20 protein-coding genes are annotated in these 22,648 nt (G+C 71.5%); 9 read left to right on the top strand and 11 right to left on the bottom strand.

What is annotated here, in order from left to right:
• Positions 1-155: 155 nt before the first annotated feature.
• The 3 genes from ACSMXX_RS27180 to ACSMXX_RS27170 form a co-directional block, all read right to left on the bottom strand.
• Positions 156-1,814 (bottom strand): AMP-binding protein, encoded by a 1,659-nt coding sequence (locus ACSMXX_RS27180; protein WP_473185004.1) that lies wholly within the window; start codon positions 1,812-1,814, stop codon positions 156-158.
• Between the two features lie 2 nt (positions 1,815-1,816).
• Positions 1,817-2,680 carry an SDR family NAD(P)-dependent oxidoreductase gene (locus ACSMXX_RS27175; RefSeq protein ID WP_473181301.1) on the bottom strand — a complete coding sequence of 288 codons (864 nt, stop codon included), beginning with the start codon at positions 2,678-2,680 and terminating at the stop codon, positions 1,817-1,819.
• Positions 2,681-2,878: 198 nt separating this feature from the next.
• Positions 2,879-3,691, bottom strand: a complete 813-nt coding sequence (locus tag ACSMXX_RS27170) for an SAM-dependent methyltransferase (RefSeq protein WP_473185003.1) — start codon at positions 3,689-3,691, stop codon at positions 2,879-2,881.
• Positions 3,692-4,147: 456 nt separating this feature from the next.
• On the opposite strand from ACSMXX_RS27170, the gene ACSMXX_RS27165 reads away from it, so the two are divergent.
• Complete coding sequence (locus ACSMXX_RS27165; RefSeq protein ID WP_473181300.1) at positions 4,148-4,654, top strand: hypothetical protein; 507 nt, start codon at positions 4,148-4,150, stop codon at positions 4,652-4,654.
• A gap of 145 nt (positions 4,655-4,799) precedes the next feature.
• The gene (locus ACSMXX_RS27160) at positions 4,800-5,261 is read left to right on the top strand and encodes a MaoC family dehydratase (RefSeq protein WP_473181299.1); all 462 of its coding nucleotides are present in this window, start codon (positions 4,800-4,802) and stop codon (positions 5,259-5,261) included.
• On the opposite strand, the gene ACSMXX_RS27155 is transcribed toward ACSMXX_RS27160, so the two are convergent.
• Positions 5,242-5,907, bottom strand: a complete 666-nt coding sequence (locus tag ACSMXX_RS27155) for a TetR/AcrR family transcriptional regulator (RefSeq protein ID WP_473181298.1) — start codon at positions 5,905-5,907, stop codon at positions 5,242-5,244. The two genes, ACSMXX_RS27160 and ACSMXX_RS27155, sit on opposite strands and share 20 nt — an antisense overlap.
• Positions 5,908-6,064: 157 nt before the next feature.
• Between ACSMXX_RS27155 and ACSMXX_RS27150 the strand changes: the two genes are divergently transcribed.
• Positions 6,065-6,688, top strand: a complete 624-nt coding sequence (locus ACSMXX_RS27150; RefSeq protein WP_473181297.1) for a TetR/AcrR family transcriptional regulator — start codon at positions 6,065-6,067, stop codon at positions 6,686-6,688.
• Between the two features lie 45 nt (positions 6,689-6,733).
• Here ACSMXX_RS27150 and ACSMXX_RS27145 read toward each other — a convergent pair whose 3' ends face one another.
• Together ACSMXX_RS27145 and ACSMXX_RS27140 are read right to left on the bottom strand one after the other, a co-directional pair.
• Complete coding sequence (locus ACSMXX_RS27145) at positions 6,734-7,480, bottom strand: ABC transporter permease (RefSeq protein ID WP_473185002.1); 747 nt, start codon at positions 7,478-7,480, stop codon at positions 6,734-6,736.
• Between the two features lie 58 nt (positions 7,481-7,538).
• Positions 7,539-8,567, bottom strand: a complete 1,029-nt coding sequence (locus ACSMXX_RS27140; protein ID WP_473181296.1) for an ATP-binding cassette domain-containing protein — start codon at positions 8,565-8,567, stop codon at positions 7,539-7,541.
• A 47-nt stretch (positions 8,568-8,614) separates the two neighbouring features.
• Between ACSMXX_RS27140 and ACSMXX_RS27135 the strand changes: the two genes are divergently transcribed.
• A complete protein-coding gene (locus ACSMXX_RS27135) occupies positions 8,615-9,403 on the top strand; it encodes a TetR/AcrR family transcriptional regulator (RefSeq protein WP_473181295.1) in 789 nt (262 codons plus the stop codon).
• Between the two features lie 262 nt (positions 9,404-9,665).
• The gene (locus ACSMXX_RS27130) at positions 9,666-10,094 is read left to right on the top strand and encodes a VOC family protein (RefSeq protein ID WP_473181294.1); all 429 of its coding nucleotides are present in this window, start codon (positions 9,666-9,668) and stop codon (positions 10,092-10,094) included.
• 97 nt (positions 10,095-10,191) lie between these two features.
• On the opposite strand, the gene ACSMXX_RS27125 is transcribed toward ACSMXX_RS27130, so the two are convergent.
• The 4 genes from ACSMXX_RS27125 to ACSMXX_RS27110 form a co-directional block, all read right to left on the bottom strand.
• Entirely contained in the window at positions 10,192-11,277 is a 1,086-nt protein-coding gene (locus tag ACSMXX_RS27125) for a zinc-binding dehydrogenase (protein WP_473181293.1), read from the bottom strand.
• A gap of 61 nt (positions 11,278-11,338) precedes the next feature.
• Complete coding sequence (locus ACSMXX_RS27120; RefSeq protein WP_473181292.1) at positions 11,339-12,757, bottom strand: aldehyde dehydrogenase family protein; 1,419 nt, start codon at positions 12,755-12,757, stop codon at positions 11,339-11,341.
• Between the two features lie 56 nt (positions 12,758-12,813).
• Positions 12,814-14,247, bottom strand: coding sequence for an MFS transporter (locus ACSMXX_RS27115; protein ID WP_473181291.1), 1,434 nt, complete (start codon positions 14,245-14,247; stop codon positions 12,814-12,816).
• Positions 14,244-16,664 carry a molybdopterin oxidoreductase family protein gene (locus ACSMXX_RS27110; RefSeq protein ID WP_473181290.1) on the bottom strand — a complete coding sequence of 807 codons (2,421 nt, stop codon included), beginning with the start codon at positions 16,662-16,664 and terminating at the stop codon, positions 14,244-14,246. Before ACSMXX_RS27110 ends, ACSMXX_RS27115 begins: the two co-directional genes overlap by 4 nt.
• Positions 16,665-17,098: 434 nt before the next feature.
• On the opposite strand from ACSMXX_RS27110, the gene hmgA reads away from it, so the two are divergent.
• The 3 genes from hmgA to ACSMXX_RS27095 all read left to right on the top strand — a co-directional run bounded on the left by hmgA (position 17,099) and on the right by ACSMXX_RS27095 (position 20,818).
• Positions 17,099-18,454 carry a homogentisate 1,2-dioxygenase gene (gene hmgA / locus ACSMXX_RS27105; RefSeq protein ID WP_473185001.1) on the top strand — a complete coding sequence of 452 codons (1,356 nt, stop codon included), beginning with the start codon at positions 17,099-17,101 and terminating at the stop codon, positions 18,452-18,454.
• Between the two features lie 209 nt (positions 18,455-18,663).
• Positions 18,664-19,416 (top strand): GntR family transcriptional regulator, encoded by a 753-nt coding sequence (locus ACSMXX_RS27100; RefSeq protein ID WP_473181289.1) that lies wholly within the window; start codon positions 18,664-18,666, stop codon positions 19,414-19,416.
• A gap of 166 nt (positions 19,417-19,582) precedes the next feature.
• Positions 19,583-20,818: a type ISP restriction/modification enzyme gene (locus ACSMXX_RS27095; RefSeq protein WP_473185000.1), complete on the top strand. Its 1,236-nt coding sequence runs from the start codon at positions 19,583-19,585 to the stop codon at positions 20,816-20,818.
• 117 nt (positions 20,819-20,935) lie between these two features.
• On the opposite strand, the gene ACSMXX_RS27090 is transcribed toward ACSMXX_RS27095, so the two are convergent.
• Positions 20,936-21,202 carry a hypothetical protein gene (locus ACSMXX_RS27090; protein ID WP_473181288.1) on the bottom strand — a complete coding sequence of 89 codons (267 nt, stop codon included), beginning with the start codon at positions 21,200-21,202 and terminating at the stop codon, positions 20,936-20,938.
• A 208-nt stretch (positions 21,203-21,410) separates the two neighbouring features.
• Here ACSMXX_RS27090 and ACSMXX_RS27085 point away from each other — a divergent pair, with 208 nt between their 5' ends.
• Positions 21,411-22,562 carry a DUF5925 domain-containing protein gene (locus ACSMXX_RS27085; RefSeq protein ID WP_473181287.1) on the top strand — a complete coding sequence of 384 codons (1,152 nt, stop codon included), beginning with the start codon at positions 21,411-21,413 and terminating at the stop codon, positions 22,560-22,562.
• Positions 22,563-22,648: the final 86 nt, after the last annotated feature.

Genomic DNA, 22,648 nt, shown 5'->3' with positions numbered 1-22,648 from the left:
CGGTGTCCGCGGCCGTGTCATGAGCCGTGCCGCCTGCACCTCTCCTGCCGTGGGCGCCGGTGCGGGGCGCCGTTCCAGATGTGGCCATGTGCCCTCACCTGCCTCTCTCAGTGCGCCCGCTCACCGCGTACTCCGCGCCGACCGCCGCCGTTTCGTCATTTGCCGCTGTCACCACGGGAACGCAGTTCCCGCCGGAGGATCTTCCCACTGGTCGTCTTGGGCAGGTCGTCCAGGATCTCGACCTCGCGCGGGTACTTGTACGCCGCCAGCCGCTCCTTGCAGTGGCCGATCAGCTCCTGCGGCACGGCCGCCGTGCCTGGACGGAGGCTGACGTACGCCTTGACCGACTCGCCGCGGTAGTCGTCCCCGACACCCACGACTGCCGCCTCCCGCACGGCGGGATGACCGTAGAGGACGTCTTCGACCTCGCGCGGCCAGACCTTGAAACCGGAGGCGTTGATCATGTCCTTCTTGCGGTCGACGACGTAGAGCCAGCCGTCGGCGTCCATGAACCCGATGTCGCCGGTGCGCAGTTCACCGTCGGGCACCGCCGCGGCGGACTCCTCCGGCCTGCGCCAGTACCCGGGCACGACCTGTGGTCCTCGTACGGTGATCTCGCCGTGCTCCCCCAGCGGTACGGGGCTGCCCTCGTCGTCGACTATGCGTACGACCGTGTCCGGCCCGGGCACCCCCACCGCCAGCGTGCCCGACTCCGGGTCGACGGGTGCCTGCCGCCCCGGCGGCACCGACGCGCAGGGCGCGGTGCACTCGGTGAGCCCGTAGCCGTTGCTCAGATACGGGCCGAAGCCCGCGGCGAACTTCTCCACCAGCGCGGGCGGCAGCGGCGCACCGCCCGAGGAGAGATGGCGGAAGGAGGCGAAGTGATCCCGTGTGGCCTGCGGGTGCGCGGCCAGCGCCATGTAGGCGGTGGACGGGCCGACGGTGTAGGCCGGGCGGTGCTCCAGGAACGCGTCCAGTACGACGCCGGCCTCGAAGCGGTACGCGAGAGCGAGCGTGCCGCGGCCGACGACGCAGGCGGACAGCTCGCAGACCATGCCGGTGATGTGGAACAGCGGCGCGAGGACGAAGATGCAGGCGCCGTCGGGCAGTTGGAGGCCGGTGTGCTGACGCTCGGCGTTGTAGGCGATGTTGGCGTGGGTGTTCATGGCGCCCTTGGGGGCCCCGCTGGTGCCGGAGGTGTAGCTGATCAACGCCGTGTCGCCGCCGGTCAGTTCACGTCCGCGCGGGGAGGGGCCGCCGGCCCGCGCGACCGTGAGCAGGTCGTCCGCGTCGCCGGCTGACGCGACTCGCTCGAAGCCCAGTACACGCGGGTCGTCCCGCGACTGCAGGCCCCGTTCGCAGGCGGTCAGCACCATGCGTACGGGCGAATCGGCGGCCGTGGCCCGCAGATACGGCTCCCAGGCCCTCTCGTCGCACACCAGCGCCGTCACGTCGGCGTCGTGGAGCACGTGTGCGACTTCGCCGGCCTTGTACATGGGGTTCACGGGCACCACCACCGCGCCCGCCTTCCACGCACCCAGCAGCGCGAGGACGAAGTGCGGGCTGTTCTGCAGCATCAGCGCCAGCCGGTCACCGTGCTGGAAGCCCCGTGCGGCGAGATGCGCGGCCACGCCGTCCGAGAGGGCATCTGCCTCGCGGTAGCTGACGCGGCCGTCGAAGTAGGCCAGGGCGGTGCGGTCGGGGACCGTGCGTACGGCTTCGCGGAAGGCGTGCAGCACCGTCTCCGGCGGTTGCACGGGGGCGCGCTGCACGTCGTTGAGCTGCTTCAGCCACGGCTTGTCCTCGTACGTCACGGTCAACGTGCCGTCCCCTTCGAGGCTTCGGCGCCGCCGGTCACGACCGCAGCGGCGTCCTGTTGCCCGGCTGCGTCCGGTGCCTGTGCCCCCTGGGCCTCCTGGGCGAGGAGGGACTCCAGCTTCCGCTGCATCTTGTTCATGCCGCCCAGCCAGTGGTCGGGATCGCCCGCGCGTGCCGCGTAGAAGCCCGCGGTCTCGGGGTGCGGCAGTACGAGGAAGCGCCGTGAGCGCATCGCCTCGAAGAGGGAGTCGGCGACGGCTTCCGGTTCGATTGCGGTCTCGGCGAGCACCAGGTCACCGGCGGTTCCGGTCGAGGCGAGCATGTCGGTGCGTACGCCCTGCGGGCACACGGCGTGCACATCGATGCCGCGGTGCTTGTAGGTCACCGCGAGCCACTCGGCGAAGGCGAGCGCGGCGTGCTTGGTCACGCTGTAGGGAGCGGAGCCGAGCATGGTGAGCAGCCCGGCCGCCGAGACCGTCGCGACGAACCGCCCCCGGCCCTGCTCCAGCCAGCCGGGCACCAGCTCGCGCGCCGCCCGTACGTGCGCCATCACATTGACGTCCCAGGCGTTCTCCCACAGCTCTTCGCCCGCCTCCGGGCCGCCGCTGTGCCCCACGCCCGCGTTGGCGCAGAAGGTGTCGATCGTGCCGCCGAGCGCTTCGCGGGCGACCGGCACGATCGACGAGGCGTCGCCGGGCACCGCGATGGCGCCGATCTCCTCGGCGACGGCTCCGGCCTTGGCGGCGTCGAGGTCGTTGACGGCGACCCGGGCGCCCTCGGCGGCGAAACGGCGGGCCAGAGCCGCCCCGATACCGCCGCCCCCGCCCGTGACGACCACTGTGCTGTCGCGCAAAGACTCCATCCCCGCAACTCCCCTTCGCACTCTCACTCCGGCTCTCCCCGCGGCGGCAGACTAACCAGTCGGTATGGCCGGGGGAAGAGGAGGACCGGGGCCCGGATACGGGAGGAGGCCGGCGCGAAGACGGCGCCGACGCCGCACGGAAGCGCCACGCCGCGTTCCTGACCAGGGGCGTTCACCGCTCGGCGCCCGCAGCAGCGGTCAGGTCTTGCGGCCGACTCCCCCGTATGTAGTGACGGGAGTCACCGGGAAGGGCATGCGGTCGGGTCGCCACTGCGTCACGGGGACAAGGCCCGGCTCCAGCAGTTCGAGACCGTCGAAGAAGTGTCCCAACTCCGCGGGGCTGCGCAGGTGGTAGGGGACGGCGCCGCTGCTGTTGTACTTCTCGTGGGCGGCCTGACGGGCGGCGCTGATGTCGGTGCCGTCGCTGAGCGTGAGATGGCTGCCGGGCGGCAGGGCGTCCAGCAGACGGGCCACGAGCGACCCGGCCAGTGCGTCGTCGGGGACGTGCCCCATGATCCCGAGCATCATCAGGCCGACGGGACGCCCGAAGTCCAGCGTCCTGGACGCGGCTTCGAGGATCGCCTCCGGGTCGCGGACGTCGGCGTCGATGTAGTCGGTGGCGCCCTCGGGCGTGGAGGTCAGCAGTGCCTGGGCGTGCGCGAGCACCAGGGGGTCGTTGTCCACGTACACGACGCGGGAGGCGCGGGCGACGGACTGCGCGATCTCGTGCGTGTTGTCACCCGTGGGCAGCCCGGTGCCGACATCGAGGAACTGGCGGATTCCGGCGCCGCCCACGAGATGGCGCACGGCGCGGGCGAGGAAGCAGCGGGAGCCGCGGGCGGCGTCGACGATTCCGGGAAACGTCTTCGCGAACTCGTCACCGGCCTCCGCGTCGACCGGATAGTTGTCCTTGCCACCCAGCCAGTAGTTCCATATCCGGGCCGAATGAGGCACCGACGTGTCGATCTCGGCCGGCAGGTACGGGCCGGGTCCGGACTTCTCATCCGCCATGGTGATCATCTCCCCGTCCACCCGGTGGTTTCCTCTTCACCCTACGGCCGTTATTACTCGCGGGACACGGAGCGGAAGCCGCGACGGGAACGCTTCGGGATCAACTGACCGCGTGCCCGGCGCCGTTGACGCGCCCGGAACGGATCATGTATTCGTGCAGGCAGAGAGCACATCTTCTCCGCGCTCCTCCACCGCGGACTCACGCGCCGGAACCCGTCGTTGCGAAGCCTTCACGACTGATGAGAGTTCTGTGAGAAGTCATGAGAACCACGTGAGAATTCCCGCCGGGGGTGAGTGCCCGCATGATGCGGGGGTAGTTCACGGGCCCGGGAAGGCCGGTGCAGCGGAACGCCCGGACAACCTGAAAGAAATGACTTCGCAACGGGGGGATCCGATTGCGCGGCACTTACGTCATATCGCCGACGAGTCGGGTCCACTCCGTCGGAGGTGGGATGATTGGCCGGTTTCAGAGCCCTCGCAGAGCAGGTACGCGACCCTGACAGGGCGCCCTCCCAGCGCAGACAGGCGTTGCGCAAATGCCTGGAGCGCTTCGCCCCGTACGGGCACCGCGCGACGTGGCAGCACCTGTGTGCCCGCGCCGGCTTCCGCCCGGACGACCGCGAGCCCGACCCGGCGCTGCTGATCGCCGCCCTCGAAGAGCTCGAGGAAGCGCGGTCGGTGTGGCTGGAGTACGAGTCGCAGGTCGCGATGCGCCGCAGAGCCGAGAAGCGCCACGGCATCAGACAGCCGGCGCCGCACGACGAATGGCACCGCCTGACGTGGGGCGGCAGGTCGCTGCTTCCCTGTGACCCGTCGACGCCGCCCACGCCGCGGCTTGCGGACGTGCTGCGCCGGATGATCACCGCCATGGACAAGGACGTCGGCAAGGACGTCTTCCGCCTTGCCGGCCGCGGCCGCGGGCTGCGCCCCGGACTCGGCTCGATGGCCGCTTCGCAGGGCTGACCCTCGCAGATACGACACAGCGGCACGACAACAGCACAGGGCCTCCCGCCCCTTACGGGCGTTGACACACGCGACGACACCGCAGCATGCTGAGCGGGCGCTTAGCAGCTGGCGGCGCGCGACACGTATGCGGGAGGTTGTACGGATGGCGGAGCCCCGGGTCTTCACCTCGACCGACGAACTGGTGGCCGCGGTCGGCCAGGAACTCGGCGTCAGCGACTGGCTGGAGATCGACCAGAAGCGGATCGACCTGTTCGCGGACGCGACGGGCGACCATCAGTGGATCCACGTGGACCCGGCACGCGCGAAGGAGGGCCCCTTCGGCACGACCATCGCGCACGGTTATCTGACGCTCTCGCTGCTGCCCGACCTGCTGCCGCAGATCATGCGCGTGGAGGGGATCCGCATGGGCGTCAACTACGGCGTGAACAAGGTGCGTTTCCCCGCGCCCGTGCCGGTCGGCTCACGGCTGCGCGCACGGGCGGAACTCGTCGACGTCAGCGAGGCCGGCGGCGGAGTGCAGGTCGCGGCCAAGGTGACGGTCGAGCGGGAGGGCGGCGACAAGCCGGTGTGCGTCGCGGAGACCCTCAGCCGCTACTTCTGGTGACATCCTCGCCGCCCCGCGGACCCTGCGGGGCGACCATGCGCAGGACGAGGTCGGCGTAGAGCGTGCCGATCTCGTCCGGTGTTCTGCGGCCCGAAGGGCTGTACCAACGGGCGACGTCGATGCAGAGGGACATCACGGCGAGCGTCGTACCGCGGATGTCGGCGACCTCGAACTCGCCGGAGGCGTCCCCGCTCTCCAGCACGCCGCGGAGGATCTCCTCGCTGCGGCGCCGCAGTCCGACGATCTCCTCGTAGTGCTCCTCGCCGAGCGCGGCCAGTTCGTACTGCACGACGCGTGCGGTGGTGTGGTGCTCGGCGTGCCAGCGCACGAAGAACAGCACGGCGCGGGCCAGCCGTTCGGCATCGTCGCCGCCGCCGTCCGCGGCCTCGGCCAGCACGCCGACGGAGCGCTCGTGGCCGACCTTGCTGATCTGGAAGAGGAGCTCTTCCTTGGTCTTGTAGTGGATGTAGAGCGCGGCGGGGCTCATGCCCGCGCGGCTCGCGATGTCGCGTGTGGTGGTGGCGTGGAAACCGCGCTCCGCGAACGCCTCCACCGCACCGAGCAGCAGCCGCCGGGCGGCGTCCGGGGAGATCCCCTCGAAGGGCTCGTCGGCCACGGCGACCTGGGGTTCCGCTTGCGATGCCATGCCTGTGCCCTTCTCGTCGACCGGTCGAACACCATACATCGACGGCTGAGCAGATGCTTAGAGCGCCTGTCATGGGGCGGGGGACGGGATCTCGGGAACCGGTCGAGGTAAACGATCAGCGCTAGTTTTCGGCCGCGGCGGCCCTACCATTCAACGCATGGCCAGACCGTCCAAGCCGCTGCTCAGCCGCGAGCGGATCGTCGCGTGCGCGCTGGCGCTCGTGGACGCGGAAGGGCTGCAGGCGGTCTCCACGAGGCGCCTCGCCGCCGAACTCGGCGTGAGCGGGCCCTCCCTCTACAACCATTTCCGCAACAAGGACGAGATCCTCGACGCCGCCGCCGACACCGTCTGCGCGCAGGTCGAGGTGTCGATGTTCACCGACGGGACGGACTGGCGGCAGGCGCTGGTGGAGTGGGCGCGCTCCTACCGTGCGGCTCTGGGCGCACACCCGAACATCGTGCCGTTCCTGGCGCAGGGCCCGGGGCGGCGCCCCAGCCAGTTGCGGATGGCCGACGCGGTCTTCGGCGGGATGACGGACGCGGGCTGGCCCAAGCCACAGGCCACCCATATCGGCGCGCTCATGCGCTACTTCGTGGCCGGCTCGGCACTCGGTTCGTTCGCCCGCGGCTTCGTCGGCGACGCGTCGCTGTACGAGGGCGACTACCCGCACCTGGACCAGGCGCATCTGCTGACGAGACACCAACGGTGGGTCGACGACGGCGCGTTCGAGACCGGCCTGCACGCCATCGTCGACGGCCTGGCCGCCCGCTTCCCCGGCTGACCACCGGTACGGTCCGGGCGCGGAGCAGTCCGCGGTCGCCGCCTCTCAGGCCGTACGACGGCGGAAGAGCACGACGCTGAGCACGACCGAGACCACGGTGATACCCGCGCACCAGGCGGCGGCCGTCCACGCCGCCGACCCGACCGGGGTGCCGTGCAGCAGGCCCCGCAGCGTGTCGACGACCGGGGTCACGGGCTGATTCGCCGCGAAGCTCTGCACCCAGCCCGGCATGGATCCGACCGGTACGAAGCCGTTGCTCGCGTACGGCAGGAACATGATCATGAAGCTGAATCCGCTGGCGCCCTCCGGCGTCCTGGCCAGCAGCCCGAACACCGCCGCCAGCCACGAGACCGCGAGCACGAACATCATCAGCACACCGACCGTCCCGGCCCACGCGAGCACACCGGCCTGCGACCGGAAGCCGATCAGGAACGCCGTGGCCAGCATCAGCGCCGACGCGCAGCCGCATCGCACCAGGCTTGAGACGACGTGCCCCGCCAGCACCGATCCGCCGGACACTCCCATCGAACGGAAGCGGTCGATGATTCCCTCGCTCATGTCCCGCGTGACGCTCGTCGCAGTGAGGGCGGAGACGAATCCCGTACACATCAGCAGCACGCCGGGGAGTACGAAGTCGACGTACTGCTCGGTCGGCGTCTCGATCGCGCCACCGAACAGGTAGACGAAAAGCAGCATGATCATGACGGGCAGGATGAGGGCGGTCAGCAGCCCGTCGACTTCCCTCATGGTCAGCCGGACACTGCGCCGCGACATCGTGAACGTCTCGCGCAGCGGCGCCAGTCGGCGGGCTTCCTCCACCGGATGACCGGCGTCCCGCGTCATCGTCAGCTCAGACATGTGCGGCCTCCTCCGTGTCACGGCGCCCGTCACTCGCCGCACCACCGCCGGACACGGCGGCGCGCCCGGTCAGCGCGATGAATACGTCGTCGAGCGTCGCCCCGTGCGTGCTGAAGTACTCGATGGCGTCACGTGCCGGGTCGAACTCGTCGAGCAGGGCCCGCACTTGGGCCGCCGTCCCGTCGGTGGCAACGCTCAGGCTCCACTCCTCCGCGTCGGCCACGATCACCCTCGCCCCCAGCCCGGCACGCAGCCGCCCGAACGCGGCGCGGTCGGCAGCCCTCAGGTCGAGCCTGTGCCCGCCGGCCTGCTGCTTGAGCTGAGCGGGCGTGCCGTCGGCGACGATCCGGCCTCCGTTGAGCACCGCGACCCGGTCGGCGAGCCGGTCCGCCTCCTCCAGGTACTGGGTCGTCAGCAGGACGGTCACGCCGGACCGTGCGAGATCCGAGATGACGGACCACATGCTCTGTCTGCTGCGTACGTCGAGACCCGTGGTCGGTTCGTCGAGGAAGATCACCGACGGTTCGCCGACGAGTCCCGCGGCGATGTCCAGTCTGCGGCGCATGCCGCCCGAGTAGGTCTTGACCCTTCGCCCCGCGGCTCGGGACAGGCCGAACCGCTCCAGCAGCCCGGTGGCGCGAGACTTCGCCGCACCCCTTCGCATGCCGGCCAACTCGGCCATCATGCACAGGTTCTCCATGCCGGTCTGCAGATCGTCGAGCGCCGCGTACTGCCCGGTGAGGCTGATCCTGCGGCGCACCTTGCCGCGCTCCCGCCGGACGTCGTACCCGGCCACGGCCGCCTGCCCGGCATCCATCGCGGTCAGCGTGGCCAGAATCCGCACCATCGTCGTCTTGCCCGCGCCGTTCGGCCCGAGGAGCGCGGCCACGCTGCCGCGCCGCACCGCGAGGTCCACACCGTCGAGAACGCGCAGCGCTCCATAGGACTTCGTCACCCCCACCGCTTCGATCGCCGTGTCCGACATCCCGTCGCCCCCTTCTTCTGCGTATGCGATACGCATTAACTACTGTGTAGGGTATACGCAGAAGCGCGGTTGTCAAACAGCTCATGAGCGAGGCGATGAACGAGAACACCACGACCGGACTGCCCTCCAGCGTCGAGCTGGCCTGGGGTTTCCGGGAGCAGCCCAGGAAGGGGCCCAGGCGTGCGCTGACGCTCTCCAAGATCGTCGAGGCCGGGGCCGCCGTCGCGGACTCGGAAGGGCTCGGCTCGGTCTCGATGAGCAGGGTCGCAAGTGAACTCGCCGTCTCGACCATGTCGCTCTACCGGTACGTCTCGGCCAAGGAGGAACTCGTCACGCTGATGGCCGACGCCGTCTCCGGTCCCGCGCCCGTACCGGTGGAGAACGAGAACTGGCGGGCGGGGCTGGTCCGTTGGGGCATGGAGTACATGACGGTCGCGCGCCGGCATCCGTGGATCGCGGAGATTCCCGTCAGCGGACCGCCCGTGACCCCCAACTCGGTCAGATGGATGGAGGCCGGGCTGCGCTGCCTGCGAACCGCGGGGCTGGGGCCCGGCGAGCAGCTGGCCGCGCTGCTGCTGATCAGCCAGTACGTGCGCAGCCAGGCGCTGCTGGAGAGCCAGCTGGCCGCCTCGATGTCCGCGTCGGGCGACACCGACGAGACCCTCCTCCCCCGCTACAAGAGGCAACTCTCGATGCTCACCGGCCCTCAGGAGTTCCCGGCGCTGCACGAGATCCTGGACGCCGGGGTCTTCGACGGGACGGAGGAGGACCACGACGTGGACTTCCGCTTCGGCCTGGAGCGGATCCTGGACGGCATCGAGGTGTACGTCGGAAGCACACCGGACTCGCCGGACGCCGCGTCAGACAACTGAAGCGGCAGCTCCTGAGCATCCCCGGCGCCGGAGCCACCGGGGAGCCGCCAGGAAAACGGCGTTGCCCGGGTCATGACCCGGGCACTAGGGTCGGTCAGGTGACTGCCGGGTCGGCCATGGGCCACGCACGAGTGAGGTTCCCGGTTCCGGCGTGAGCTTGAGGCGGGCGAGAGGCCCGCCCCCTTCTCCGCATCTTTGCTCCCAGCGCCCCACGTGCGGCGCCCGATCCAGCGGATCCCAAAGAGCAGGAGACACATCACTGATGTCGAACGACCAGCAGTACCCTCAGGAGTCCGAGCTGCCGACGACCGCCGTCCAGCTCAACCACACCGCCGTCTACGCCACGGACCAGCCCCGGTCGGCCGAGTTCATAGCCACGATCCTGGGACTGAAAGTCGGGGCCCGGTTGGGGCCGTTCCTCCCCGTCGACCTCGGCAACGGTGTGACGCTCGACTACTACGAGAAGAGAGATGAGCCGGTCCAGGGGCAGCACTACGCGTTCCTCGTACCCGACGGGCATTTCGACACCATGATCACCCGCCTTGAGGAGGCCGGGGTCACGTACTACGCCGACCCCAGTCACACCGAACCCGGCCGCACAAACAGTCTCTTCGGCGGGCGGGGCGCGTACTTCAACGATCCCGACGGTCACAACATGGAGATCATGACCCGGCCCTACCTCCGCCCCTAGGGCCAAAACTGACGCACGGCTGTCAGCAGTCCTCGCCGGGTACCCTCCGGCTTCCGGCCCAGACGTGGGCCTGTGCCGGAAGCCGGAGAGCCGCGGCCTACTCGAAGACCACCAGCGCGCGGCCCCCGCGCCCCGCGAGCATCGCGTCGAAGGCCGCCGGGATGTCCTCCAGGCCGATCCGCTCCGTCACCAGCGCGCCCAGGTCCAGGCGTCCTTGGCGTACGTGCTCGGCGAGTACGGGAAGATCCCGTGCGGGGTCGCAGTTGCCGTAGACGCAGCCGGTGAGGGTGCGGGCGAAGTGGAAGATCTCCAGCGCGGAGAGCTGCACCTGCTCCTCCTTGCCGCCGATGCCGACGACGGTCGTACGGCCGCCGCGCCGCGTGGAGTTCCAGGCGGCGCGAATGGTCTCGCCGCGGCCGACGCACTCGACCGCCACATCCGCGCCGAAGCCGCCGGTGAGCTTGCGGATCTCCTTCGCGGTCGTATCGGACGCGGTCAGATAGCCGGTGGCTCCTGCCGCGCGGGCCAACTCCTCCTTCTCCGGGGAGACATCGACGGCGATCACCTCTCCCGCCCCGGCCAGCCTCGCGGACTGGAGCGCCGCCAGCCCGACGCCGCCCACCCCGAAGACGGCAACCGATTCGCCCGTACGCACGCGGGCGCTGTGGTGCACCGCGCCGTCTCCGGTCAGGGCGGCGCAGCCCAGCAGGGCGGCCTCCGTGAGCGGCACCCCGGCGGGCAGCGGCAGCACGCAGCGGGACGAGACCACGGTCTCCTCCGCGAACGCCGCGGAGGAGAGGCCGGGGTAGAGGTCCTCGCCCGCCTTCGTACGCGCGTAGGGGACCGTCGTCCCGGCGTTCGCGTTCACGCACAGCCACGGTTCGGCGAGCGGGCCGCAGAAGTGGCACTCCCCGCAGGAGGGCGCCCAGTTGAGTACGACGGGGTCGCCGGGCGCATGCCCCTCGACCCCTTCGCCGACGGCCACGACGGTGCCCGCGCCCTCGTGGCCCAGCACGGCCGGTACGGGCTGGCGCAGCGTGCCGTTGGAGAGTGAGAGGTCGGAGTGGCAGACACCCGCGGCCGCCAGACGCACGCGCACCTGCCCCGGCCCTGGTTCGGGCAGATCGATGCCGGCGACGCCGAGCGGCGTTCCGACGGCGGAGAGTACGGCGGCGCGGACCATGTCGGGCTCCTGACGGGTGTGTTCCGGCTGGGCGAAGAGATGCTCGGAGCGGTGAACGGCGTCAGAACTGGAGGGACTTGGTCTGCAGGTACTCCCCCAGTCCGTGCCGCCCCAGCTCCCTGCCGACTCCGGACTGCTTGTAACCCCCGAACGGCGCGAGGGGGTTGAAGCGCCCGCCGTTGATGTCGACCTGCCCCGTATCCAGCCTGCGGGCGAAGGCGACGGCCTCCTCCTCGTCCTTCGCCCAGACGGCGCCGGCGAGTCCGTAGACGCTGTCGTTGGCGATGCGGACGGCGTCGTCGACGTCCTCGTACTTCAGGATCGACAGCACCGGACCGAAGATCTCCTCCTGGGCGATGGTCATCCCGGGCGTCACGTCGGCGAAGACGGTCGGGCGTACGTAGCAGCCCTCCTCGTACCCCTCGGGGGCGCCGGGGCCGCCCGCCGCGAGGGTGGCGCCCTCTTCGACGCCCTTGGCGATGAAGCCGGTGACACGTGCGTGCTGCTTGGCGTTGACGACGGGCCCGATCCGCGTCGTCTCCTCCCTCGGATCGCCCGGCAGGTACTTCCCGACGGCTTCGGCGGCCACGCGCACCGCCTCGTCGTAGTGCTCGGAGTCGACGAGCATGCGGGTCCAGGCGCTGCATGTCTGGCCGGAGTTGGCCATGACGTTGGCGACGCCCTTCTTGACGGCCTTGGTCAGATCCGCACCCGGCAGGATGACGTTGGCGGACTTGCCGCCCAGTTCGAGCGCGACGCGCTTGACCGAGCCGCCAGCGGCCGCACCGATCTGCCGTCCGACGGCGGTGGAGCCGGTGAAGGAGACCAGGTCGACGCCCTCATGCGCGGCCAGCGCCTGCCCCGCGACGTGGCCGAGGCCGGTAACAAGGTTGAACACGCCCGCGGGCAGGCCCACTTCGTGCACGGCTTCGGCGAACAGCTGGGCCACGAGCGGCGTGTCCTCCGCCGGCTTGAGCACCACGGTGCACCCGGCGGCGAAGGCGGGCGCGGCCTTGGCGACGATCTGGTGCAGCGGGTAGTTCCACGGCGTGATCGCGCCGACGACTCCCACCGGCTCGTGGAAGACACGGGAGTTGCCGATCTCCTCCTCGAAGGGGTAGTCGGCGGCCAGCTTCGCATAGCTGCCGCAGACCGCGACCGGCACACTGGCGTGCACCGCCTGGGAGAAGGCCAGCGGGGAGCCGAGTTCCGCCGTGACGGTCTCGGCGATCTCCTGGTGGCGTGCCTTCAGAGCGTCGTGCAACGCGCCCAGCAGCGCGGCGCGTTCGGCGGGCGGGGTCGCGGCCCAGCCGGGGAACGCGGCGCGTGCGGCGCGTACCGCCGCGGACACGTCCTGCGCACCGCCCGCCGGTACGGTCCCGATGACGGTGCCGTCCGCCGGGTTGGTGACTTCGAGCTTCTCCGTGGCCGCCGCCGGGCGCCACGCGCCGTCGATGTACATACCGTCGTGTGCCTGCATGGACCCAAACTAGCGCCGCTAGTTTGAGGTGTCAGTACGGCGACGGGTGCCGTGGGTCACCCGCGGCTCCGGCTCTCCCCGTTGGCGGCGGCGGCCGCCCTGGCGCCGCGGTCTCCGTCCGCGTCGCCGTCCGTGCTGCCGTCGCTGGGTCCGTCGCGGTGGCCGCCGTGCCCGCCGTTGGTTCGGTCCTCGCGGGGTGCGTCGCGGGGTCCCGCTTTCTGCCCCCGCCCTGCCTCGTAGGTACGGGCCCGTGCCCGCGCGGCCGTCCCCGAGGCCCCCACCAGCACCACCCCGAGCAGCACGAACGGCGCGGCGGCCCCGCCCGTCCCCGCGAGCAGACCGGCACCGGCGGGCGCGGCGACCTGGCCGAGCCGGTTGCCGGTCAGCCGCAGCGCCAGCGCCGTCGACCGTGCGCTGTGCGGCGCGGCCTGTACGACCGTGCTCATCGTCAGCGGCTGGCCGACCCCGAGGCAGAACCCGAGCAGCACCAGCGCGGGCGCGAGCGCCCACACCGGGACGGGCACGGCCAGCAGCACGCACAGCGCGCCCGCGGCGAGGCAGCTGAGGACGAGCAGCAACTGCCTGCCGAGCCAGGCCGTCATCCGGGGAAGCACGACACGCGACAGCACGGACGCCGCGGCCCGCAGGCTCAGCAGCAGACCCACCACGCCCGGTGCGATGCCACGCTCCTCGCCGACGACCGGCAGATAGGCCGTGAGGACGTCCGTCGTGGAGAGGACGGCGAGGGACGCGAAGATGCCCGCGGGGACTCCGCGGGCCCGCAGGATGCGTACGACCGGCACTGGTGCGGACGGCGGGCCGCCGGCCCCGCGGTCACCGCCCGGGGTGCTCCGGGCGGCACGGCCCTCGATGCGCCACAGCGTCGCGTACGCGCAGAGCGTCAGCACGCCGGAGCCGAACAGGGCGGCGGCGCTGCCGTGTTGACCGGCCCCGGGCCCGGGCCCGCCGGCGGACGCGCCCGCGCCCGCGCCGCCCACGAGCAGACCGGACAGCAAGGGCCCGATGAGCTGGCCCATGGAGCCGCCGACGGTGAAGTGGCCGAAGTTGCGGTCGTATTCGTCGGGGCCGCTCTGCCGCGCCACGAGCGACTGCGCGCCGATCATGAACACCAGGTGCCCGAGGCCCAGCAGGGTGCTCCACGCGGCGAGGAGGACGAGAGAGGGCGCCGTTGCGGCCAGCGCACATCCGGCGGCTATGAGGGCGGCCCCGACGGGCAGCAGCGGCGCGCACCGACGTGTGTCGGTTCGCCGCCCCAGCGGTACGGCGACGGCCAGCGGCAGCAGCGCGAAGGCCGCGGTGATGACGCCGACGGCGCGCGGCCCGGCGCCGAGCTCCAGCGCGTGGTAGGACACGGCGGGCCGCGCCATGCTCACCGCCCCCTGCAGGAAGGTGAACGAGACGATCAGGCGCAGCAGCCAGCGGCGCGGCGGCACGGGGGACGGCTCCTGGAGCGGAAGCGCAGAAGTCACCCGGAACCCGGAACCGTGGCAGCTTCGGCAGCCGTGGCAGCTTCGGCACCCGTGGCAGCCATGTCAGCTTCGGCAGCCGTGTCAGGCCTGCCAGCGGTGCCGGCCGCGCCGGCAGGCGCCACCCGCACAGGGAACCCGTTAAGCACCGCGGTCCCGGAGAGCGGGTCCAGCAGCGTCCCGTCCAGGAGCTGGTTGACGTTGACGCCGGGGTCCCCGGCCGCGACCCGCATCCGCGTACCGGGCCGGTCGTGGCCCCAGCCGTGCGGCAGGCTGACCACGCCGGTACGCACCGAGTCGGTCACCTCGACGGGCGCGGTCACCTCTCCCCCGTCGCCGGTGACGCGTGCGTCGGCGCCGTCGGCGAGGCCGAGGCGGGCGGCGTCGTCGGGGTGGATCTGGAGGGTGCAGCGGTTCGTGCCGCCGCGCAGGGCCGGGACGTTGTGCATCCAGCTGTTGTTGGAGCGCAGATGGCGCCGGCCGACCAGCACGAGGCTCTCGCCCGTGGTGCGCCGCCGCAGCGCCGCCCACAGCCGCGGCACGTCCTCGCGGACGGGTTCCGGGCAGAGTTCGACCGTGCCGGAGCGGGTACGCAGCAGCTCCGGCAGCCGCGGGCGCAGTGGCCCCAGGTCGATGCCGTGCGGGTGGCCGAGGAGCCTGTCCAGGCTGAGCCCTTCCGGGTCGGCGCCGAAGCCCTCTCCGTACGGGCCGAGGCGCAGCATCATGTCCAGGCGCCGCTCGACCCCGTCCCGTCCGGTCAGCTGCCCCGCGAGCTCTTCCGGGTCCCTGCCGTGCACGGGCGAGGCCGGGTCGGCGGCGGCCTTGCCGAGCGTACGGGCGATGACGGCGTCGTCGACGGTGTGCGCCGGGGCGTCGGGGGTGCCGGCGAGGCAGAGCAGCAACCGCGCCATGATCTCCGCCTCGTCCGGCTCGCCCTCCTCCTGTTCGACCACGGCGCGGGTGTAGCGCACCTGGTTGCGTACGGGCAGCGCGTTGAAGGCGAAGTCGAAGTGCGGGGTCCGGCTGGGCCTGGCAGGCGGCAGTACGACGTCGGCGTGGCGGGTGGTCTCGTTGAGGTACGGGTCGAGGCTGACCATGAAGTCCAGCCCGGCGAGCGCCGCTTCCAGCCCTTCGCCGTCCGGTGCGGAGAGCACGGGGTTGCCGGCGAGGGTGATCAGGGCCCGTACCCGGCCCTCCCCGGGAGTGGTGATCTCCTCGGCGAGCGCGACGACCGGGAGTTCCCTCTTGGCCTCGGGATGCCCGCTGACCCTGCTGTGCCAGCGTCCCAGCTGGAATCCCCTGCCCTTCTCCGCCTGGGCCCCGGAGGGGCGCGGCGGCCGTGCGGTGGCGGAGAGCGGGAACATGGAGCCGCCGGGCCGGTCGAGATTGCCGGTCAGCGCGCTGAGTACGTCCACGAGCCAGTTGGTGAGGGTGCCGAACTCGACGGTGGAGGAGCCGACACGGCCGTAGACGGCGGCGCGCGGTGCGGCCGCCAGCTCGCGCGCGAGCTGGCGGATGTCCTCCGCGGGGACGTCGCAGGCGTCCTGGACGGTTTCCGGCGTGAACTCCCGGGCCAGCTCCCGTACTTCGCCGACGCCGCTCAGGTGCTCCCCGAGCTCCCCGGTATCGGTGAGCCCTTCGTCGAAGAGCACCTGCACCATCGCCATCAGCAGCAGTGCGTCGCTGCCGGGCCGGATCGGCACATGCCGGTCGGCGAGCTTCGCGGTGCGCGTGCGGCGCGGGTCGACGACGGTGAGGCGGCCCCCGCGGCGGCGCAGCCGCTTCAGCCTGCCGGGGAAGTCCGGGACGGTGGCGAGCGATCCGTTGGACTCGACGGGGTTGGCGCCCAGGATCAGCAGATGGTCGGTGCGGTCGATGTCGGGGACGGGTATGGCCTGCGGGTCGCCGTACAGCAGCCCGCACGAAACGTGCTTGGGCATCTGGTCGAGGGTGCTGGCCGTGTAGAAGTTGCGGGTGCGCAGCGCGCCCAGGAGCTGCGGCGGGTAGAGGGCGCCGGCCATGGTGTGCACGTTGGGGTTGCCGAGATAGACGGCGACGGCGTCGGCCACGCCGTCCGCCAGTACGGGACCGAGTCCGGCGGCGACCGCGGCGAACGCCTCGTCCCAGCCGGTCTCCTTCAGCTCCCCGTCCGCGGCGCGCACCAGGGGGCGCGTCAACCGGTCGGGATCGGCGTCGAGTTCACCGAACGACGCGCCCTTCGGGCAGACGAAGCCGTGGCTGAAGACGTCGTGGCGGTCACCGCGTGCCTTGGTGATACGTCCGTCCTCGACGGTGACGGTGAGACCGCAGGTCGCCTCGCACAGCGGGCAGATGCGCAGCCCGGTGCCGGTCTCCTCAGGGGTGCGGGCGCCGTCGCGGACGGCTCCGGTGGACGTGTCGGGCGTACCGGTAGCGGTCATCGCGCTCCCTAGGGCCGTGCATGCTGTGTCACTCCGTGCCATGAACTGTAGGCCCCTTGAGCGGGACTTCGCCCGCGAGGCCGGTGAACGTGACACGGGTTACGGGCACGATGCCGGACCCGGCCCCGGACGGCACACCCTGCGGAGTCCGCGCAAGAGCGGCACACCGGCACTCACCCGCCGCGGCACGGCCTCATTGACGCGGACACCCCTTATTCCTATGGTCAAGTACAGGAATCTAGTGTCGCGTCAGCCAAGGTTTGCCCGGTAGCGAGGTGCTCTGGTGCGTGCAGCGGCAAGACGGCCGGAAGCCCTCGTAGTGGGCCTACTCGGGTTTACGGCCAACGCAGCCGGTGCGCGTGCCAGGGCGGCGAGCGGGGTGAACCTTGGCTGACGCGGCGCTAGGGGGATACATGAGCGGCAGGAGCATCCCGATGACCCTCGGCACCGGTGCCGGCAGCGGCAGGGCGGACCAGGAGCAGGCGCGCAAGACGGCGGAGGGTCTCGGCTACCTCTCCGGCTTCGGCAACCAGCACAGCAGCGAGGCGGTGCCCGGCGCGCTGCCCGTGGGGCGGAACTCCCCGCAGCGCGCCCCGCTCGGCCTGTACGCGGAGCAGCTGAGCGGCACGGCCTTCACCGAGCCCCGCGCGAACAACCGCCGCTCCTGGCTCTATCGCATCCGCCCCTCGGCCGCGCATCCCCGCTTCCGGCGCACCGGCAACGGCGGCCTGCGCAGCGCGCCCTTCACCGAGGCGGAGCCCGACCCGAACCGGATGCGCTGGAACCCGCTGCCGGACCCGCCGCAGGGCACCGACTTCGTCGACGGGCTGTGGACGCTCGGCGGCAACGGCGACGCGGCACAGCGCACCGGAATGGCCGTCCACCTCTACGCCGCGGACACCTCCATGACCGACCGCGTCTTCTGCGACTCCGACGGGGAACTGCTGATCGTCCCGGAGCTCGGCGGGCTGCTGCTGCACACCGAGTTCGGCCTGCTGAGAGCGGAGCCCGGGCACGTGGCGCTGATCCCGCGCGGGGTGCGGTTCCGCGTCGTACTGCTGGAGCACCAGGCGCGCGGCTACATCTGCGAGAACTACGGACAGCCCTTCACGCTGCCCGAGTTGGGCCCGATCGGCGCCAACGGCCTCGCCAACCCACGGGACTTCATGGCACCTGTCGCCGCCTACGAGGAGGACGGCGCGGACCGTCCGGTCGAGGTGGTCAACAAGTTCTGCGGCAACCTCTGGACGGCACGCTACGACCACTCGCCGCTGGACGTCGTCGCCTGGCACGGCAACCACGTCCCGTACGTCTACGACCTGCGCCGCTTCAACGTGATGGGCACCATCAGCTACGACCACCCGGACCCGTCCATCTTCACCGTCCTCACCTCGCCGTCCGACACTCCGGGGCTGGCGGGCGTGGACTTCGTGGTCTTCGCGCCGCGGTGGCTGGTCGGCGAGGACACCTTCCGCCCGCCGTACTTCCACCGGAACGTGATGAGCGAGTACATGGGCCTGGTCGAGGGCGCCTACGACGCGAAGGCGGAGGGCTTCGTCCCCGGCGGCGGCTCCCTGCACAACATGATGTCCGCGCACGGACCGGACCGGGAGACCTTCGAGCGGGCGAGCTCGGCCGAGCTGAAGCCGCAGAAGATCGACGACGGCCTGGCCTTCATGTTCGAGACGCGCTGGCCCGTGATCGCCACTGCGCAGGCGCTGGAGGCCTCGCATCTGCAGTCCGGTTACGACGACGTGTGGCAGGGTCTGCAGCGCGACTTCCGGCCTTAGGGTCTGCCTGACAAATAGCGTCGTACGTCCGTAGGACGGGGGGAGCGGTGTCTGGGGCGTGCGATCGCAAGGCGGAGGGAGGAGAGCGCAGCGGGCTGCGCCGACGACCGACAACGCTGGGGGCACCTCCCACGAAGTGGGGGAGAGCGTGCGCCCCAGACACCGCTCCCCAGACGGGATTTGTCAGACAGACCCTAGGTGGTGGTCCCGTGTCCGTCTTCGCTCCCGACTCGCTGGAGCTCAACCGCAAGCTGCCGCTGTGGTATCAGGTCTCGCAGTCGCTGCGGGCCTCGATACTCGGCCGCACGCCGCAGGCACCGCTGCGGCTGCCGACCGAGGAACGCCTCGCCGAGCACTACGGGGTGAGCGTGCTGACCATGCGGCAGGCGCTGAAGGAGCTGGAGACGGAAGGGCTGATCTCCCGGCACCGCAGACGCGGCACCTTCATCGAACCCGACGCGTGCAGGGCGAGGCCGGTACGGCTGCTGGGCTCGGTCGACACGATCGTGGCCCAGCAGTCGGGCGACCTCACCACGCTCCTGGAGCACGGGCCCGCCGCGCTGCCGCCCGGACTGGCCGAGCACTTCCCGGGGGTCACGCAGGCCACGGCGTACCGGCGGCTGCGCCGCGACCCGGACAGCGGCGAGGCGACCAACTGGGCGGAGAACTTCATCCATCCACGCGTCGCCCCGCTCATCGACCCCGCCGACCTGGAGCGCGGCTGGCCGATGACGAAGGTGCTGCGCGACGGTGTCGGCGTGCGCATCAGCCGGATCACCGACACCGTCGAGGCGCGGCTGGCCGACCCGGAGACGGCGAAGCTGCTGGACGTGCCGCTGCTCAGCCCGATCCTGCACTACACGGGCGTGACGTACGACGAGGACGGGCAAGCCGTGGACATCGCGCTGATCCACTACCGCGGTGACCGCTTCTCCTTCTCCGTGACCGTCCAGGCCGACTGAGCGCGGTGGAAGGGAAGTTGGCCTCCCGCCCAGGGCATGCCGCCCGTGACGGTGACACGCGCCCCTGACGACTGTGGGCACCCCCTCGTAGCATCGAGCGGTGAGCGATGACGGCCCCGGCACCCAGGACGCACTCCCCGGCGACGCGCCTCTGCTCGACGAGGTGATGCCCTGGTCCGTCGCGCCCCTGCGCCTGGGCCGCGGATGGGTCGCCGGGCCGGACGCCGCCTCGCTGCGCGGCCGTTGGAACGCGCTGATCCGCACCGGCGACGAGGCCGCGCGGTCGGCGCTGTTCGTCCCCAGCCGCTCCCGTACGCTGCGCAGCGCCGTCGCGCCGCTGCCCGGGATGCCGGCGCACGACGGGCGGCTGACGCGGGAGCGCGGGGGCTGTCCGGAGCCGGTCCAGATCCTGCACGGTCCGTACGACCAGCAGTGGCTGATCCCTGACCACCGGCTCATCGACGCGGCGCGCCCGCAGCTGTGGCGGGTGAGCGACGCGCATCAGACGCATCTGGTGGAGACCGCGCACGACCAGCGGCTCCCGGGGCCGCTCTTCACCTTCACCGCGCTGCTGCCGGACGGGCGGACGCATGCAGGGCGGGCGGGGCGCATCCGCCCGCTGTACCGGCGTCCCGGCGGCCGTGAACCCAACCTTCTCCCCGGCCTGTTGGAACATCTCGCCGGCCGGCTGGGCGTGCCCGTCACACCGGAGGACGTGCTCGCATGGACGGCCGCCGCGGGCCGGCCGGGGCCCGGCGGGCGGGCGGTGCCGCTGACTTCGGATCCGGGGCTGTGGCGGAGCGGAGTGGCGCTGGGTGGCCGCATCATCCGGCTGCACACGCGGGCCGCACGGTACGCCGGCGTGGACGGCGCCGGGCGGCCGCGGTTGTCCGGCGGTCATCGCCCGTATGTACGGGCCCCGTTGCCCGCCGCGGCGCCGGCGCCCGAGGAGCTCGACCACGACGCGGAGGAGCGGACGCTGCATGTCGGGGAGGGACGGGTGGCGCCCGTGGCGCGGTCGGCCTGGGAGTTCGAGGCGGGCGGCGTGCGCGTGCTGGAGGCCTGGTTCGCCGAGCGGGCGGCGCCGCCGCCCGAAGCAGCCGGGACGCTCGCGGCCGTACGGCCCCGGCGCTGGCCGCAGGAGTGGACGTCGGAGCTGCTGGAGCTGATCACGGTACTGACGCTGCTGTCCGAACTCCGCCCGGAACAACGGGACTTGGCCCGGACACTGGCATCCGCCACGGAAGGCCGCGGGGAATCAGGCCCGGAGTCCCGCGGAGGGATCGGCCGGGCCGGGCTCCACCGTGCCGGGCTGCTGCCCGCGCCGCCGTACGCTCGCCGCCCGGCGTCGGTCCTCGACGTACCGGAGGAGGGCCCGGAGGGCCAACTCGCGCTGCTCTAGGGGTGTCCGACGGCCGCTCGCGGGCTCGCGGCGCCCGGCACACATGAGCGTGGGGCGGCGGCCGGCGAACCGGTCACCGCCCCGAGGCGCAGGGAGGTCTGTTGGCGGAAGGAGGCTTCAGCCGCGACCGCCGAAGAGCGTGCGGCGCAGTTTGCGCAGCGGCGCGAACAGCGAGACACGCGTGCCCCGGATTCCCGTCCGGCTCCGCGCGGCATCTCGCCGGGTGATCTCACGCATCAGCGAAGTCGCTTCTTCCGTCTCACCCTGCGGCACGGCGGGGCCGGCGAGCACAGCCAGATGCCGGTCCAGGCGCGAACTCGTCGCGCCCGTACCGCATTTGATCGCAGGCACTCGCGCCCTGCCGCTCATTGTTATCTGTTCCATGACTCTCCCCACCCGTACGAGGGCACGAGGCCCGGGCACAGCAACCCTAACGCCCGACTGCTCCACCCGTGTATCCCGGTCACAGGATTCACCTGCCCCACAGGCGCGTTGACGAACATGCGGGACGCCCTGTGATACGTACCCGTGTCCCGCCCGACGGGCGGAAACGTGCGTGCGCCGGGGCCCGCGATGCCGGATCATGTGAGCCATGTCCGCACAGCCCCGCAAGTCCGCCGCCACCGACAGGAGTGAGATTCTGACTTCTCCGACCCGTCCGGAGCACGCGATTACTCCGTACCTGACCATCGACGACACCGACTCGCCGTCCGACATCATCGACGCCCTCTTCCTGGGCCGCTTCACCAACGGGGAGCAGCCCTACTCGCGCAGTCACTCCGTCGACCGGGTCAAGAAGGGCCGCACGCTGCTGCCTTCGGAGGCGACGGTGCTGCGCGAGGCGCAGGACGACGGCCGCAGCACGGTGCTGGCGGAGGGCGAGGGCTGGACGGCCCTGGTCTCACGCTGGACGCATGGCGCGGACGTCACGGTGACGGCGGTCAGCGGCGAACTCGCCCAGAAGCGCCTGGACGAGGCCGTGAAGGACGCCGAGGACGAGCCGGAGCCCCAGTCCGACAAGGTCTCCATGGGCTTCTGGTATCACTCGCCGATGCGCGGCCCGCGCCGCACCACTCGTGCCATCACCGCGGGCACCTGGCAGGAGGTGCGTCCCAACTACACGGCGCGGGTGGCCGACGCCATGGACGGGCTGATGAAGGTCACCCCGGACGAGATCTCCGGACGCCTGCTGCTGCTCCACGGTCCGCCGGGCACCGGAAAGACCTCGGCGCTCCGCACGCTCGCACGTTCGTGGCGCGACTGGTGCCAGGTGGACTGCGTTCTCGACCCGGAGCATCTGTTCAACAACATCGGCTATCTGATGGACATCGCCATCGGCGCCGACGACAGCGACTCCGACGAGCAGCGCTGGCGGCTCCTTCTCCTGGAGGACTGCGACGAGTTGATCCGCGGCGAAGCCAAGCACGCCGCGGGCCAGGCCCTCTCCCGGCTGCTCAACCTGACGGACGGTCTGCTCGGCCAGGGCCGCAACGTGCTGGTGGGTGTCACCACGAACGAGGACCTCGAGCGGCTGCACCCCGCCGTGGTAAGGCCGGGCAGGTGTCTGGCCCGTATCGAGGTAGGCGCGCTCAGCCGCACCGAGGCGGTGGGCTGGCTCGGTACGGACGAGGGCGTCGGCCGCGAAGGCGCCACCCTGGCCGAGCTGTTCGCGCTCCGCAAGGGCACCTCGCCGGCCGCGGTTCCCGCGCAGCACGACCGCGAGGGCTCCGGCCTCTACCTGTGAGCGGGCAGGCGGTCTACGCGCAGACGTGACTGACGGGCTGACGGGGCATCAGGTGCGGCGCCACCGCGCCGCCGCCGCACCTGATA

The organism is Streptomyces sp. DSM 116795 (assembly GCF_055792905.1).
This window is presented reverse-complemented; position numbering and strand designations above follow the sequence as displayed.

Bases quoted from the DNA above. Each gene is read 5' to 3' on its own strand.
- ACSMXX_RS27170 (WP_473185003.1), bottom strand. From the start codon at position 3,691: ATGGCGGATGAGAAGTCCGGACCCGGCCCGTACCTGCCGGCCGAGATC.
- ACSMXX_RS27175 (WP_473181301.1), bottom strand. From the start codon at position 2,680: ATGGAGTCTTTGCGCGACAGCACAGTGGTCGTCACGGGCGGGGGCGGC.
- ACSMXX_RS27130 (WP_473181294.1), top strand. From the start codon at position 9,666: ATGTCGAACGACCAGCAGTACCCTCAGGAGTCCGAGCTGCCGACGACC.
- ACSMXX_RS27125 (WP_473181293.1), bottom strand. From the start codon at position 11,277: ATGGTCCGCGCCGCCGTACTCTCCGCCGTCGGAACGCCGCTCGGCGTC.
- ACSMXX_RS27150 (WP_473181297.1), top strand. From the start codon at position 6,065: ATGGCCAGACCGTCCAAGCCGCTGCTCAGCCGCGAGCGGATCGTCGCG.
- hmgA (WP_473185001.1), top strand. From the start codon at position 17,099: ATGACCCTCGGCACCGGTGCCGGCAGCGGCAGGGCGGACCAGGAGCAG.
- ACSMXX_RS27095 (WP_473185000.1), top strand. From the start codon at position 19,583: ATGCCCTGGTCCGTCGCGCCCCTGCGCCTGGGCCGCGGATGGGTCGCC.
- ACSMXX_RS27090 (WP_473181288.1), bottom strand. From the start codon at position 21,202: ATGGAACAGATAACAATGAGCGGCAGGGCGCGAGTGCCTGCGATCAAA.
- ACSMXX_RS27120 (WP_473181292.1), bottom strand. From the start codon at position 12,757: ATGCAGGCACACGACGGTATGTACATCGACGGCGCGTGGCGCCCGGCG.
- ACSMXX_RS27085 (WP_473181287.1), top strand. From the start codon at position 21,411: ATGTCCGCACAGCCCCGCAAGTCCGCCGCCACCGACAGGAGTGAGATT.
- ACSMXX_RS27135 (WP_473181295.1), top strand. From the start codon at position 8,615: ATGAGCGAGGCGATGAACGAGAACACCACGACCGGACTGCCCTCCAGC.
- ACSMXX_RS27110 (WP_473181290.1), bottom strand. From the start codon at position 16,664: ATGACCGCTACCGGTACGCCCGACACGTCCACCGGAGCCGTCCGCGAC.
- ACSMXX_RS27160 (WP_473181299.1), top strand. From the start codon at position 4,800: ATGGCGGAGCCCCGGGTCTTCACCTCGACCGACGAACTGGTGGCCGCG.
- ACSMXX_RS27140 (WP_473181296.1), bottom strand. From the start codon at position 8,567: ATGCGTATCGCATACGCAGAAGAAGGGGGCGACGGGATGTCGGACACG.
- ACSMXX_RS27155 (WP_473181298.1), bottom strand. From the start codon at position 5,907: ATGGCATCGCAAGCGGAACCCCAGGTCGCCGTGGCCGACGAGCCCTTC.